At 72.9% G+C, this 13,290-nt stretch carries 12 protein-coding genes; 10 read left to right on the top strand and 2 right to left on the bottom strand.

Annotated elements, in window-relative coordinates:
* The 6 genes from CA12_RS16165 (at position 1) to CA12_RS16140 (ending at position 5,465) form a co-directional block, all read left to right on the top strand.
* Positions 1–1,422, top strand: coding sequence for a DUF1501 domain-containing protein (locus CA12_RS16165; protein ID WP_390614143.1), 1,422 nt, complete (start codon positions 1–3; stop codon positions 1,420–1,422).
* Positions 1,423–1,446: 24 nt separating this feature from the next.
* Positions 1,447–2,373 (top strand): sugar phosphate isomerase/epimerase family protein, encoded by a 927-nt coding sequence (locus CA12_RS16160; RefSeq protein WP_145360060.1) that lies wholly within the window; start codon positions 1,447–1,449, stop codon positions 2,371–2,373.
* A gap of 73 nt (positions 2,374–2,446) precedes the next feature.
* Positions 2,447–3,541: a Gfo/Idh/MocA family protein gene (locus CA12_RS16155; RefSeq protein WP_145360059.1), complete on the top strand. Its 1,095-nt coding sequence runs from the start codon at positions 2,447–2,449 to the stop codon at positions 3,539–3,541.
* Positions 3,542–3,572: 31 nt separating this feature from the next.
* Positions 3,573–4,142, top strand: coding sequence for a DJ-1/PfpI family protein (locus CA12_RS16150; RefSeq protein WP_145360058.1), 570 nt, complete (start codon positions 3,573–3,575; stop codon positions 4,140–4,142).
* A gap of 161 nt (positions 4,143–4,303) precedes the next feature.
* Entirely contained in the window at positions 4,304–4,696 is a 393-nt protein-coding gene (locus CA12_RS16145; RefSeq protein WP_165700804.1) for a SpoIIAA family protein, read from the top strand.
* A 97-nt stretch (positions 4,697–4,793) separates the two neighbouring features.
* On the top strand, positions 4,794–5,465 hold the full coding sequence (locus CA12_RS16140; RefSeq protein ID WP_165700803.1) for an HAD family hydrolase: 672 nt from the start codon (positions 4,794–4,796) through the stop codon (positions 5,463–5,465).
* Here the strand turns inward: CA12_RS16140 and CA12_RS16135 are convergent.
* Positions 5,462–6,610: a sulfotransferase domain-containing protein gene (locus tag CA12_RS16135; protein WP_145360055.1), complete on the bottom strand. Its 1,149-nt coding sequence runs from the start codon at positions 6,608–6,610 to the stop codon at positions 5,462–5,464. The two genes, CA12_RS16140 and CA12_RS16135, sit on opposite strands and share 4 nt — an antisense overlap.
* A 192-nt stretch (positions 6,611–6,802) precedes the next feature.
* Here CA12_RS16135 and rsmH point away from each other — a divergent pair, with 192 nt between their 5' ends.
* The 4 genes from rsmH to CA12_RS16115 all read left to right on the top strand — a co-directional run bounded on the left by rsmH (position 6,803) and on the right by CA12_RS16115 (position 12,157).
* Entirely contained in the window at positions 6,803–7,738 is a 936-nt protein-coding gene (gene rsmH, locus CA12_RS16130) for a 16S rRNA (cytosine(1402)-N(4))-methyltransferase RsmH (RefSeq protein WP_242687958.1), read from the top strand.
* 94 nt (positions 7,739–7,832) lie between these two features.
* Positions 7,833–10,121, top strand: coding sequence for a LysM peptidoglycan-binding domain-containing protein (locus CA12_RS23035; protein ID WP_145360054.1), 2,289 nt, complete (start codon positions 7,833–7,835; stop codon positions 10,119–10,121).
* Positions 10,118–10,399: a hypothetical protein gene (locus CA12_RS16120; protein ID WP_145360053.1), complete on the top strand. Its 282-nt coding sequence runs from the start codon at positions 10,118–10,120 to the stop codon at positions 10,397–10,399. Before CA12_RS23035 ends, CA12_RS16120 begins: the two co-directional genes overlap by 4 nt.
* 24 nt (positions 10,400–10,423) lie before the next feature.
* The gene (locus CA12_RS16115; protein ID WP_145360052.1) at positions 10,424–12,157 is read left to right on the top strand and encodes a peptidoglycan D,D-transpeptidase FtsI family protein; all 1,734 of its coding nucleotides are present in this window, start codon (positions 10,424–10,426) and stop codon (positions 12,155–12,157) included.
* On the opposite strand, the gene CA12_RS16110 is transcribed toward CA12_RS16115, so the two are convergent.
* Positions 12,120–13,274, bottom strand: a complete 1,155-nt coding sequence (locus tag CA12_RS16110; protein WP_145360051.1) for a glycosyltransferase — start codon at positions 13,272–13,274, stop codon at positions 12,120–12,122. The genes CA12_RS16115 and CA12_RS16110 overlap by 38 nt on opposite strands.
* Positions 13,275–13,290 lie beyond the last annotated feature (16 nt).

The following is a 13,290-nucleotide window of genomic DNA, read 5'->3' as shown; positions in this document are numbered from 1 at the left end:
ATCGACGCCCCCTCTCCCTCGTTTCGACCCAGCCGGCGGGACGTGTTGAACCGCTTCGGCTTCGGCCTCGGCGGGATGGCGCTGGGCACGCTGCTGAACCCGCAGGCCGCCGCGGCGGAGTCGGCCGCGGCTCACTTCGCACCGCGGGCGAAGCGGGTGATCTTTCTGTTCCAGTCCGGGGCGCCGTCGCAGATCGACCTGTTCGACCCGAAACCGGCGCTCGCCGCCCGGCACGGGGAGGAACTGCCGGCGTCCGTGCGGGCCGGGCAGCGACTGACCGGGATGAGCGCCCACCAGGCGAGCCTGCCGATGGTCGGCTCTCCCTTTGCCTTCGCCCGCCACGGCGAGAGCGGCCAGTGGATGAGCGAACTGCTCCCCCACACGGCCAAGCTGGCGGACGAACTCTGCGTGCTCAAGGCGGTGCACACGGAGGCCATCAACCACGGCCCCGGCGTGACCCTGATGCAGACCGGCTCGCAGTTCCCCGGCCGCCCCAGCGCCGGGGCGTGGCTGTGGTACGGCCTCGGCAGCACGAACGAGGATTTGCCGGCGTTCGTGGTGATGGTCTCGAAGGACCGCAGCGGGCAGCCGCTGGCCTCCGGGTTGTGGGGCAGCGGCTTTCTCCCCGGCAAATACGACGGCGTGCAGTTGGAGTCCTCCAAGGACGCCGTGCTCTATCTGAACAGCCCGCCCGGCGTCGATCGCGCCGCCCGGCGGAACGTGCTGGATCATGTGCAGGACCTGAACCGGCTGCGGCTGGAACGGACCGCGGACCCGACGCTGGAGACGCACATCGCCCAGTACGAGATGGCCTTCCGCATGCAGACCTCCATCCCGGAGGCGACGGACGTCTCGCAGGAGACCGCCGCCACGTTGGCCCTGTACGGGGACGAGGTGCACGTCCCCGGCACCTACGCCGCCAACTGCCTGCGGGCCCGGCGGCTGGCGGAGCGGGGCGTGCGGTTCATTCAGCTCTACCAGCCCGGCTGGGACCATCACGGCAGTTTGCCGGGCCAGATTCGCGCCTCCTGCCGCAAGACCGACCAACCGACCGCCGGTCTGCTGACGGACCTCAAGCAGCGGGGCCTGCTCGAGGACACGCTGGTCGTCTGGGGCGGCGAGTTCGGCCGGACCTGCTATTCGCAGGGCAAACTGACGCCGGAAGGCTTCGGCCGGGACCATCACCCCCGCTGCTTCACGATGTGGCTGGCCGGCGGCGGGGTGAAGCCCGGCCACGTCCACGGCGCCACGGACGAGTTCAGCTACAACGTGACCGAGGGCGGCGTGCATGTGCACGACCTGCACGCCACCCTGCTGCATCTGCTCGGCCTCGACCACGAGCGCCTCACCTATCGCTATCAGGGCCGTCGCTTCCGGCTGACCGACGTGCACGGGCGCGTCGTTCAGGAGGCGCTCGCCTGAACCGCCCCCCCGGAACGCCCGCCCATGTCCGCCGCCCGGCCGCGTCTCTCCGCCTTTCCGAAGTGCTATCTGGAGGAGATCAGCGGCGACGGCGGGATGACCGTCTTCGACTGGATCACGGAGGCGAAGCAGCTCGACGCCGACGGGCTGGAGATGTACGAGGGCTTTCTGCCGGGGACCGATGACGCTTCGCTGGACCGCCTGCGGGACGCCATCGCCGAGGCCGGGTTCGCGATGCCGATGCTCTGCTGCTCGCCGGACTTCACCCAGCCGGACCCGGACGACCGGCGGCGGGCCGTCGATCGGCAATGCGACATGATTCGCGTCACCCGACACCTCGCCGGGGCGGACTTCGACCACGGCGGTCGGCCGGTGTGCCGCGTCCTCAGCGGGCAACGGCGGCCGGAGGTGGGGCGGGAGGAGGGACTCGACTGGGTCACGGAGTGCCTCGCCGCCTGCATGCCGACGGCCCGGGGGGAGGGCGTCACGCTGGGCCTCGAGAACCACTACAAGGACGGCTTCTGGCGGTTCCCGGAGTTTGCCCAGAAGGCCGACGTGTTTCTCGAACTGCTGGACCGCGTCCCGGAGCGGGACTACTTCGGCGTGCAGTTCGACCCGTCGAACGCCCTCGTCGCCGGGGACGACCCGGTGGCGCTGCTGGACCGGGTCGTGGACCGGGTCGTCAGCATGCACGCCAGCGATCGATACCTGGTGCCGGGGGCCTCGCTGGACGACCTGCGGCAGGCGGACGGCACGCTGGGGTACTCGCCCGACCTGATGCACGGCGTGACGGGGAAAGGGCTGAACGACTACGACGCCCTGTTCTCCCGGCTCTCGGCAAGCGGCTACGACGGCTGGATCAGCATTGAGGACGGCATGAACGGCCTCGGCGAGATGGCCGAATCGCTGTCCTTCCTGCGGCGGATGGTGGCGAAACACTGGGGGGATTAGCCTGCGGTCGCGTCCGTGGCCCAACTCAGGGGGCGGGCGTCCCCCGCTCGCCTGTTTCGCCGTTCGCTTCGTCATGTCCGCTCCGCTGCGTACCGCGCTGGTCGGCTGCGGGAAGATCGGGCGGACGCACGCGCTGGCCCTGACGCGGCTGCCGGAGTCGCAGTTCGTCGGCTGCTGCGACGCCGACGCCGCCCGGTCCGCCGCGTTCGCCGCGGAGTTCGGCGGGACCGCCCACGCCTCGGTCGACGATCTGCTGCGGTCCGCCCGGCCGGAGGCTCTGCTGATCGCCACGCCCCACCCGCTGCACGCGGCCCCGGCGGTCGCGGCGCTGGAGGCGGGCGTGCATGTGCTGGTCGAGAAACCGCTCGCGGCGACCGTCGAAGACTGCGACGCGATGCTAGACGCCGCGGACCGCGGCGGGGCGACGCTGGGGGTCGTCAGCCAGCGGCGGTATTACGAACCGGTGGTCCGCATGCGGCGGGCGATCGACGCCGGCAAGATCGGGCGGCCGGTTCTCGGTCTGTTTCTGATGTATTCCTGGCGCGACCCCGCCTACTACCGCAGCGATCCGTGGCGGGGCCGGTGGGCGACGAAGGACGGGGCCGGCGAGGGCGGCGGGGTGCTGGTCAATCAGAGCCCGCACCAGCTCGATCTGCTCCAGTGGTTCCTCGGCGAACCGGAGGAGGTCACCGGCTACTGGGCGAACCTGAACCACCCGACCGTCGAGGTGGAGGACAGCGCCGTCGCCGCCCTGCGGTTCCGCGGCGGCGGGCTGGGGTCGATCCTGACGAGCCTGTCGCAGGACCCGGGCATCTACACGAAGGTGCACGTGCACGGGTCGAACGGTGCGTCCGTCGGCGTGCAGACGGACACCGGGGCCTCCTTCGTCGCCGGCGTCAGCGGCATCGCCGACCCGCCGTTGAACGACGTCTGGACGATCGCCGGCGAACAGGGCGAACTGGAGGCGTTCCGACGGCAGGACGCCGCCGCCTTCGCCGCCGTCGACGGGACTACGCACTATCACGAGTTGAACATCGCCGACTTTCTGCGGGCCGTCCGCGACGGCGCCCAGCCGCCGGTCACGGGGGCGGAGGGCCGCACCGTCGTGGCGATGTTCCAGGCGATCTACGAATCGAACCGCACCGGCCGCTCGGTCCGGCTGCATTAATCCGCTCTCTCCCCCGAACCGCTGACTGCCCATGTCCTCCCCGCCCGTACTGATCGTCGTCGGCGACGCCTCGGAGATGATGGACACCCTCTACCCCTACCACCGGCTGATCGAGGCCGGATACCAGCCGGTCGTCGCCGCCCCGGAGCGCCGCACCTATCAGATGGTGCTGCACGAGGTCCGCGAGGGTTGGACCATCACCAAGGAGTGGGAGGGCTACCGCATCGACGCCGACGTGACCTTCGCGGAGGTGGACCCGGATCGGTATCTCGGCGTGTTCTACTCCGGCGGGAGGGCGCCGGAGTATCTGCGGGACGACCCGGACCTGATTCGGATCACCCGGGCGTTTTTCGCGGCGAACAAGCCGATCTTGTCAGTCTGCCACGGCGTGGAGATCCCGGCCCGGGCCGGCTGCGTGGAGGGGCGGCGGATGGCGACGGTGGCGAAATGCCGGTTCGATCTGGAGGTCTGCGGCGGCGTGTACGTGGACGCCCCCAGCGTGGTGGACGGCAACCTGTGCAGCGGGCGGACCTACCACGACAGCGGCCACTACGTGCGGCCGTGGCTCGAACTGCTGGACGCCGCGCGCGACGCGGCGTGAGAACCGATGACGCGGCGTGAGGTCCGATGACGCGGGCTGGCCCTTCCCGGCGAGTCGCGCGGTTTGGTAGACCTCGCCCCGTCGGACGTCTCCCCCCGGGGAGCGTTCGATCGACCGGCCGCGGCCCCCTGGCCGGTCGCCTTCCCCCGCATGGATGCCAGATGATTGCGTTTCTCGAAGGCCCCGCCCTGCCCTCCGGGCCGGCGTTGCTGGAGATTCTCGTGGACGACCGCCCCTCCGGCCGCACGCCGGCGGACGAGCGCTGCCACGCCGAGTGGACCGCCGGCCGGATGCAGGACGCCCTGACCCGCCGCGGCGCCGCCCACGTGTTGCAGGAAGTCCGCGGGGCGGCGACGTTCGACTCCGCCGCCCAGCGCCACGTGGCCAAGTTCGCTGCCCGCTACGGGCAGCAGATCGGCCGTCTGGCGCTGGTGGGAGAGCCGACGGTCCTGCGGCGCCGGGCGGAGATTCTGGAACCGCTGATCGGCGGGGAGGTCCGCTGTTTCGACGTCGCCCACCGCGCCGCGGCCCGCCGCTGGCTCACCGCGGGCTGAGGATTGAGTTTCGATTCGGCATGAGACGCCGGCGGCGGAGGGGGCTATGGTCCCGCCCCGCCCCCCCGCCGTTTCCCCCCTCGATCCCCGTATCGCCGTGCCCCTCCGAGCCGTCGCCTTCGATCTGGACGGAACGCTGATCAACAGCGAGGACGTCTTCGAGAAAGCCGGGAACGACCTGCTGGCCCGCCGCGGCCACGAACACACCCCGGAAGTCCGGGGCCTGATGCTGGGTAAGCGCGCGGACGAGGCGTTCACGGCCCTGATCAACCACCTCGGTCTGACCGAGACCGCGGACGAACTGATCGTGGAACTGGGCGACCTGTTTCGCGGTCACGCCGAGGGCCTGCTCGGCCTGATGCCCGGCGCCCTGCCGCTGCTGGACCGCGTGGCCGCCGAGGGCCTGCCGACCGCGGTCTGCACGTCTTCGGACCGGGCCTACCTGCGGGAGACGCTGACCCGCTTCGATCTGCTGGAGCGGTTCGACGTGCTGCTCGGGGCAGAGGACGTGACCCGCGGCAAGCCGAACCCGGAGATCTATCTCGCCGCCGCCGAGCGGCTGGGCGTGCCGATCGCCGAGATGCTGGTGCTGGAGGACAGCGAAACCGGCTGCGCCGCGGGCGTCGCCAGCGGCGCCGTCACGGTGGCGGTTCCCAACCGGCACACCGCCGCCATGGACTTCACCGGGGCGGCGTTCGTCGCGGACGGCCTGACCGACGACCGCATCGCGGACCTGTTCGACGACATCTCCGCCAGCCGTTCAACCTAGGCGGCCGCCCGCCGCGGCCCCGAATGCTGCGGGTCTGAATGCTGCGGACCCAACCGCTGCGGTTCGAGCCGCCGCGGCTCCACCCGCTGCGGCGCCGACGCAGCCCCGAACGTCTCGTCAAAGCAGAGGTCGCTGCCGAGGCGGTGCAATTCCGCCTTGCAGAACTCCGCGATCCGGCGCTGCTGCTCCGGGGTGAGCAGTTCCCCGCTCCCGCCGGCGACGCCGCGTCGGACCATCGGGGCCTCCAGATCCGCCCACAGGCTGGCGATGTTCGGCCGGAAGCGTTCGTCGTGGGCCTTCATCCAGTCCCGGGACGACAGCCGCACCACCTCCGCGCGTTCCTCGTCGGTCAGCTCGGCGCCGACGAAGTGCGCCAGCCGATCGACGGCTCCGCCGGGATCGGCGGTCAGCTCGCGAAAGGTGAGCCACAGCACGTCCGGCCGGTCCCGCAGCGCCCAGAAGCCGGCGACGTGCTCCGCCCAACTGCCGAAGTGATATTCGTTCCGTAGGAAGGTGCCGAGCCACGCCTCCACCGACGGCATCGCCCTTCCGAAGGCGATGCCGCGGTAGAAGTGGTAGGCGCTGACGAACACGTCCCGCGGGTCGCGGGCCACGTACACCCACTTCGCCGGCCCGGGCTCCTCCGGTACGGGCAACTGCGACGCCGGAAGGTGCGTCTTGATCACGCGGAACAGCCCGTCGCCCGGGTCCTCCCCCAGCGAGGCGGAGCCGAGTGCGAACGACTCCGGCCAGGGGCAGACGTCATGGATGTGTCGAAACTCGCTGCGACCGCCGTGGGCGATCTGCTGGAGCATTTGCAGGGTGAGATTCGTGCCGCTCTTGGGGAACGTCACCACGAACGCGTCCCGCCCGGTCGGTTCGTACTCCCCGAAGCCCCCGCCGCCGAGCCCCTTCAGGCTCTCGGAGGTGCGCATCATCAAACGGTGCAGGTGCGGAAACCGCCCGATGCGTTCCCAGGCGCCGATGAGGCCGGCGAGCGCCAGACCGACGGTATTCCTCGCGACGCCCCGCAGCAGCGGCGAGCGGGCCCGCAGAAAATAGGGCGGCGGGACCGGGGGCGGCGCCGCGCTGCGGCGAGGGGTTCCCACGGCGTTCGTCAGGGGATGGTTCTGGACCGAGGACATCGATCTCTGCGCGGTTCGGGCGGGGCGGGCCGCTTGGGCAATCTACGATAAGCGGAGGCGTGGAAGCCGTGCCATCTTTCTGATCGCTCGCCGACGTCCGGACCGTTGAGGCGGCGGCCGATCGCGCGGATTGAAGGGGGCGCGGCGGCTGGTCTTCGCGCCCGAAGGGGATTCGACTAGACCCCGGGCCTCGTGTCCGCTTCCTCGCCCCCGCCGCCCTCCCCGTCCGCCGCGACGCGGCCGGTGCATCGCCCGGTGTTGGTGCGGGAGGTCCTGGCTGCACTGGCCTTAAAGCCGGGGGTGACGGTGATCGACGGCACCGTCGGAGCCGGCGGGCACGCTGCGAAAATCGCCGCCGCCGTCGGCCCCTCCGGCCGCGTGGTCGGCGTGGACCGCGACTCGCTGATGCTCCGCCACGCCGCCGAGGCCCTCGCCTCCTACCCCTGGGCGACGGTGCATCAGGCCTCCCACAGCGAACTCCGCACGGCGCTGGACGACGCCGGCGTCGACCGGGCCGACGCCGTCCTGCTGGATTTGGGCCTCTCCAGCGACCAACTCGCTGACGAAACCCGCGGGTTCGCCTTCCAACTCGGCGACGGCCGGGGCGGCGGGCCGCTCGACCTCCGGTTCGATGTCCGCCACGGCCGCCCCGCCGCCGACCTGCTGGTCGAAGCGGACGAAGCCGAACTGACCCGCCTGTTCACCGAGTACGGCGAGCACCCGCGGGCCGCGGCAATCGCCGCGGAGATCGTCCGGCGCCGCGACGTCGCCCCGATCCGCTTCGCCGACGAACTGGCCGCGCTGGTGGAGGCCGTCGCCCCGGCCGGCGGCGGCTCCCACCCGGCCACCCGCATCTTCCAGGCCCTCCGCATCGCGGTGAACGACGAACTCGGCCACGTCGAACGGACCCTCGCCGACGTGCTGCCGGCCGTGCTGAAGCCGGGCGGTCGGGCGGCGATCCTCACCTTCCACTCCCTCGAAGACCGCCTCGTCAAACGGGCGTTCGTCGAGGCGAACGGCTGGCGGCCGCTGGCGAAGAAGCCGGTGACCGCCACGCCCAGCGAGACGCGACTGAACCCCCGGGCCCGCTCCGCCAAGTTGCGGGCGGCGCTCCGAACGACGGCCTGACGGCCGCCCCGCTGCGGTTCGTCTCTCCGGACGGCGCCGCGGCGACCACCTCGACACACCCCTTTTCGATCCGCACGGACGCGGGAGATTCGTCATGGCGAACGAAACCAAAGTCGGCGTCGCGGTGTTCGCGGCCCTCGTGGGCGTGTTCGGCTTCGTCCTGCACGACAAGTACGAGGACAAGCTGACGGCCCTCGCCGCCCTGCACGAAGCGAACGACCCGGCCGAACCCAAAGACGCCGCGGACGATCCCCTCGCGGAGAAGCCCGACGCCGGTCTGGGCGCCGTAACGGACGCCGGCAACACGGGCGACCTGGCTGACTTCAGCGACGCCTTCGGGCCGGAGCCGGGCGCCGAGCCGACCGGCGGGGTGCCGCTCGCCGATGCGGCGTCCCCCGCGGCGGCGCCGACCGACGTCGACCTCTGGGGAGCCGAGCCGGGCGCCGAATCGGGCGCCGCGGTCGAGTTCGTCGCCCTGGAAGAACCCGCCCCGAAACAGCCGGCCGACTCTGCCGTGGCCGTGGACTGGTCCACCGGCAGCTTCGCCGCGGCGGATCCCAAGCCGGCCGCCCCGCCCGCCAAGCCGGTCGCGATGGCGGCGGCCGACGACCCGTTCGCCGCGGAACTGGACAGCTTCGACGCCGCCCCCGCGACGACCGAACCGACCGCTCCGAAGTCCGCCGCGACCGCCGCCGCCACGGTGGAGTTCGTCGCCGAAGAGCCCGCCGCGGAGCCGACGACGCTGGCGGACACGGACGGGTTTGAACTGGACGCGATGGAACCGGCCCCGGCGTCCGCCGCCGCGGACGACGACTGGCCGGCCGACATGGCCCCCGCGGCCGCGACGCTCGCCGCAAACACCGCCGATCAGGCCCCGCCCGCCGACCCGCCCTCGCCGGAGGACGCGGCGATGGAACTCTGGGGCGCCGCCGACGAGCCGGCCGCCGTCGCCGCGACGCCGACCCCGGCCGCCGCCGACCCGCTGTTCCCGGACGACTCGGCCGTCGCCGCCGAGGCGAGCCTGGCGGACGCCGCCAACGATCCGGCCCCCGCGCTCGAGGCGGCGGAGCCGGTCATGCTCTCGTTCGACGAGCCGGCCCCGCTGGATGAACCTGCGACGCTCGACGAGCCCGCCGCGACCGAGGGCGCCGTGGCCTTCGACGCCAACGCCGCTCCGGCGATGGCGGACGAGGGCGAGTTCTTCCTCGCTGCTGAGGAACCGGCCGCCGCCGCTCCGAAGAGCCCGGCTCCGAAGAACCCGGCTCCGAAGTCTCCGGCCCCGAAGACCGCCGCCCCGGTCGCCGCCGACGCCTTCGCCGACGCCGAGACGTTCGAGGACGCCGACATGTTCGCGGCGGAGGAACCGCTGCTCGCCGACAAGCCGGCCGCCGACGCCGACATCTTCATGGCGGCGGAGACCCCCGCCGCCCCGGTCGCCCCGAAGCCGGCCCCGGCTGCGGAGGAGGCCGCCCTGCTCTGGAATCTGGACGACCCCGCGCCCGCGGCGAGCGTGGCGGCCGCGTCGCCGAAGCCGGCCGCCCCGACGCCGGCCCTCGACGCGAACCCCGACGCGGACTTCTTCCTCGACGCGAACGAGCCCGCCGCGGCGCCGGCCACGAACATGGCGCCGGTTGAACTCGCGGACGCTCCCCCCGCGACCCCGCCCGCCGACGTGCCGGCCGCGGCCCCGATGAACGAGTGGCCCGACCTCAACTCGCCCCCGGCCGCCGAGGCCGCGCCCAAACCGAACCCGGCCGCGAATCTGGCGGCGGACGAGCCGGATGACGGCCTGACGCCCGTCAACTTCGCCCCGGAGATCAACACCCGGAACCCGAACCTGCCGCCGACCCGTCCGGTCCACAATGCGGACGCCCAGACGCCCTCGCCCCTCCGCTTCTCCGGCCCGGACGATCGGCAGGTCGTGGAAGTGCAGGACGGCGAAAGCTACTGGACCATCAGCAAGCGGGCCTACGGGGCGGCGAAGTACTTCAAAGCCCTGGCCCGCTACAACGCCCTGCGGATCCGCGACCCGCGGAACCTCAAGCCCGGCATGAAGGTGATCTGCCCGCCGCCGAGCGTGCTGCTGGCCTACGACACCGACCTCGCCGACGCGGAGCGGGCCTCCGAATCGCCCGGTTCGAACCCCGGCTGGAGCGGGTACGGCGTCGACGACAAAGGCCGCCCGGTCTACATGGTCGGCCCCGGCGACACGCTGGGCGACATCGCCCACAAACACCTCGGCCGGTTCAGTCGTCAGGAGGAGATCCTCGCGCTGAACCGCGACAAGATCCGTGATCCGAGGCGGCTCAAGATCGGCGTGCTGCTGAACCTTCCGCCGGACGCCGCCGGGGTGCGGCGTCGGGTTGAAGACGCGATGCGATGACGATCCGGTTCGCGGCTGCGGCGGTGTTGATCTTCGCCGTCGCCCAGGTGGACGTCGCCCTGCGTCGTCGCACGAACGCCCTGCACGCCCGGTTAGCGACGCAGGCCGCCGCGGCCGACGACCTCCGTGAACGCCGGGCCAGGCTGCGACTGGACACCGGCCTCGCCGCCGAGGCCGTCGCCGACGCCCCCGTCGGCCGCGGTCTGCTGGAGCGGGCCGCGACCGCCCCGCCGGACGCCGCGGCCCCCGTCGATCCCCCGCTGCTCTGGTGGCACTGACGCCCGCAGCCTGCACCCTCCCCCATGCCCGCGCCGCCCCGACTGCGTGAAACGGCGGCGTTCCTCGGACTCGCCGCATTCGCCGCGGCGATCGCGGTGCGGTTGGCCGTGTTGGCGATCGGCGGGGGCGAGAGCCTCGCCGCGACGGCCGTCCGGCAGCGGCAGGTCGAAACGACCCTCCCCGCCCGCCCCGGCGACTTGCTCGATCGCCACGGCCGCCTGCTCGCCACCACGGTGACGGCCGACAGCCTCTACCTCGTCCCGCGGGCCATTCCCGCGGAGGAGATCGCCGCCTGCTGCGCCACGCTCGCGGAGGCGATCGACGCCGACGCCGCGGACCTGGAGCAGAAGATCCGCGAGCGGCCGGACGGCTGGTTCCTCTGGGTTCGGCGCCGGCTCGACGAAGACACCGCCGGGCGGGTCCGCGACCTCGCCCTGCCCGACGAATGGTGGGGCTTTCGTGCCGAATACCGCCGCCGCACGCCGCTGGGACGGGTGGGCGGCTCGGTCGTGGGCCTGCGGAACCTGGACGGCCGGGGGGTGAACGGGATGGAGCGGGTTCTCGACGCCCGGCTCCGCGGCGTGCCGGGGGTGCGGACGAGCGTGCGGGACGCCCGCGGCGCCTCGCGGGCGGTGCTGGAAAACCGCTCCCGCCCGCCGGTGCCCGGGGAGGACGTGGCCCTGACGATCGACGCCGCGATCCAGCGCTTCGCCGAGGCGGAGCTGGACCACGTGCAGGCGGAGTTCGCCCCGGTCTGGTCCTGCCTGCTGATCACTGATCCACACACCGGCGAGACCCTCGCCGCCGCCAGCCGCCCGGCGTTCGACCCGGAGAACCTCGCCGGCCTGCCCCCCGCCGCCTGGACGCATCACGCCTTCGGCACGCCGTTCGAGCCCGGCTCCACCGTCAAACCGCTGTTCGTCGGCGCCGCCCTGGCGGAGGGGTTCGCCACCGTCGACGAGACGATCGACTGCGAAAACGGCCGCTGGCAGGTGCCCGGCACCGGCCGTCTGCTGCGGGACGTCGCCCGCCGGGGGGCGCTCACGCCGGGGGAGATCCTCATTCACTCCAGCAACATCGGCGTCGCCAAACTGGCCGGGCGGATGGGCAATGCCACGCTGCACCGCATCGCGGCGACGTACGGCTTCGGCCGGCCGGTCGGGGCGAATCTGCCGGGGCCGGCCGCCGGCTCGCTCCGTCCGCTGGAGGGATGGGACGACTACAGCACGCAATCGGTGCCGATCGGCCACGAACTGACCGTGACCGCGGCCCACCTCGCCGCGGCCCACGGGGCGCTGGCGAACGGCGGCACCCTGTTGCCGCTCACGCTGGTGCGGGGGGGCCGGCCGCCGGTGGCCTCGCGGGTGTTGCCGCGGGAATGGGCCGACTGGCTGGTCGCCGGTCCGCTGGCCGCCGTCGTGGAGGAAGGCACCGCCCGCCGGACCCGGGGCGACGACTACCGCCTGTTCGGCAAGACGGGCACCGCCCAACTCTGGGACGCCGAGGCCGGCCGCTACGCCGAGGACCGCACGACCGCCTCCGCCGTGATCGGCGGGCCGGTGCGGGCGCCGCGGCTGCTGGCCGTCTGCGTGGTGCACGATCCGCAGGGGGAGACGCGCGGCGGCGGCTCCGTCGCCGCCCCGGCCGCGGCGAATGTGCTGCGATTCGGCCTCCGCCGCCTGCGGGTGGCGGGCGACGCGGCCCCGCTCCCCAGTCCAGTCACCGCCCGGGACGCCGACCGGCGGCCCGTTCGCTGATCGCCTCCCGCAGCAGGGCGTCGTAGGCGGCGACGACCGCCTCCCAGCAGTGGTTCTGGAGGACGACGGCCCGCGCCCGCTCCGCCATGGCCGCGGCGTCGGCGGGATGATCGAGCGTCCAACGCAGCTCCTCCGCGAGGGCCGCCGTGTCTCCGACGGGGACCAGCCGGGCGGTCTCCTTGTGCGTGAACACCTCCGCAGTCCCGTCGACGGCCGTGGCGACGATCGGCACGCCGGCCGCGGCGGCCTCCAGCAGCACGTTCGGCGTGCCCTCCCACCGACTGGGCAGGACGAACGCGTCCGCCAGCCGCATCAGCGCCGGCAGGTCGTCCCGCCGGCCGAGCGTCCGCACCCGCTCCCCGGCCAGGTTCGTCGCGGCCCACAGCCGCACCCGCTCCGCGAGCGGTCCGTCGCCGGCGATCAACAGGTGAGCGTCACGACGGTCGAGCCGGGCGAAGGCCTCCAGCAGCGTGTCCGGGTCCTTCTGCACGTCGAGCCGTCCCGCGAACAGCAACACCGGCCCGTGCGGCGGCAGTCGCAGCGCCGCCCGGTCGGCCGGGGCGGCGTCGGCCCAGCGTTCGGCGTCCACGCCGTTCGGGATCGTCACGACGCGGGCTACCGGCAGCCCGCCCCCGCCGGCCAGCGGGGAGGCGACGCAGAACCGGCGGACGCTCTCGCCGACGCAGACCCAGCGATCGACCAGCGGGGCCGTCAGGCGGTCCAGCAGGCGATGGCCGTTGCGGCGCCGCTCCGCGACCCGCACCCCGCATACCACCGCCGGCCGTCCCGCGGAAGCCGCGGTCAGGCGGGTGAGCAGGTTGGCGTGGAAGAGGAACGACAGCACCGCCGGCGGGCGTTCCTGCCGGAGGTAACGCCGCAGCGGTCGCGGGTCGACGCCGGGCAGAGAGTCCATCAGCGTCACCGGGACACCCGCGGAGATAAATGACTCCCGCAGACTCCCACCCCGCAGGGCAAACATGTGCGGTGCCCAGCCCCGTCCTTTCAGGCCGAGAACCACCCGCACGAAGGCCTGCTCCGCCCCGCCGGGGTCGAGTTCGGTAATCACCGCCGCCAACGGGAGCGGAGCGGCGGGGGGGTCCGGGGGCGAGACGGGCATCGGTTCGGCGATAGGG

The organism is Alienimonas californiensis (genome assembly GCF_007743815.1).
Taxonomy (GTDB): domain Bacteria; phylum Planctomycetota; class Planctomycetia; order Planctomycetales; family Planctomycetaceae; genus Alienimonas; species Alienimonas californiensis.
This window is presented reverse-complemented; position numbering and strand designations above follow the sequence as displayed.

Bases quoted from the DNA above. Each gene is read 5' to 3' on its own strand.
- CA12_RS23035 (WP_145360054.1), top strand. From the start codon at position 7,833: ATGGCGAACGAAACCAAAGTCGGCGTCGCGGTGTTCGCGGCCCTCGTG.
- CA12_RS16120 (WP_145360053.1), top strand. From the start codon at position 10,118: ATGACGATCCGGTTCGCGGCTGCGGCGGTGTTGATCTTCGCCGTCGCC.
- CA12_RS16150 (WP_145360058.1), top strand. From the start codon at position 3,573: ATGTCCTCCCCGCCCGTACTGATCGTCGTCGGCGACGCCTCGGAGATG.
- CA12_RS16110 (WP_145360051.1), bottom strand. From the start codon at position 13,274: ATGCCCGTCTCGCCCCCGGACCCCCCCGCCGCTCCGCTCCCGTTGGCG.
- CA12_RS16115 (WP_145360052.1), top strand. From the start codon at position 10,424: ATGCCCGCGCCGCCCCGACTGCGTGAAACGGCGGCGTTCCTCGGACTC.
- CA12_RS16155 (WP_145360059.1), top strand. From the start codon at position 2,447: ATGTCCGCTCCGCTGCGTACCGCGCTGGTCGGCTGCGGGAAGATCGGG.
- CA12_RS16135 (WP_145360055.1), bottom strand. From the start codon at position 6,610: ATGTCCTCGGTCCAGAACCATCCCCTGACGAACGCCGTGGGAACCCCT.
- CA12_RS16160 (WP_145360060.1), top strand. From the start codon at position 1,447: ATGTCCGCCGCCCGGCCGCGTCTCTCCGCCTTTCCGAAGTGCTATCTG.
- CA12_RS16145 (WP_165700804.1), top strand. From the start codon at position 4,304: ATGATTGCGTTTCTCGAAGGCCCCGCCCTGCCCTCCGGGCCGGCGTTG.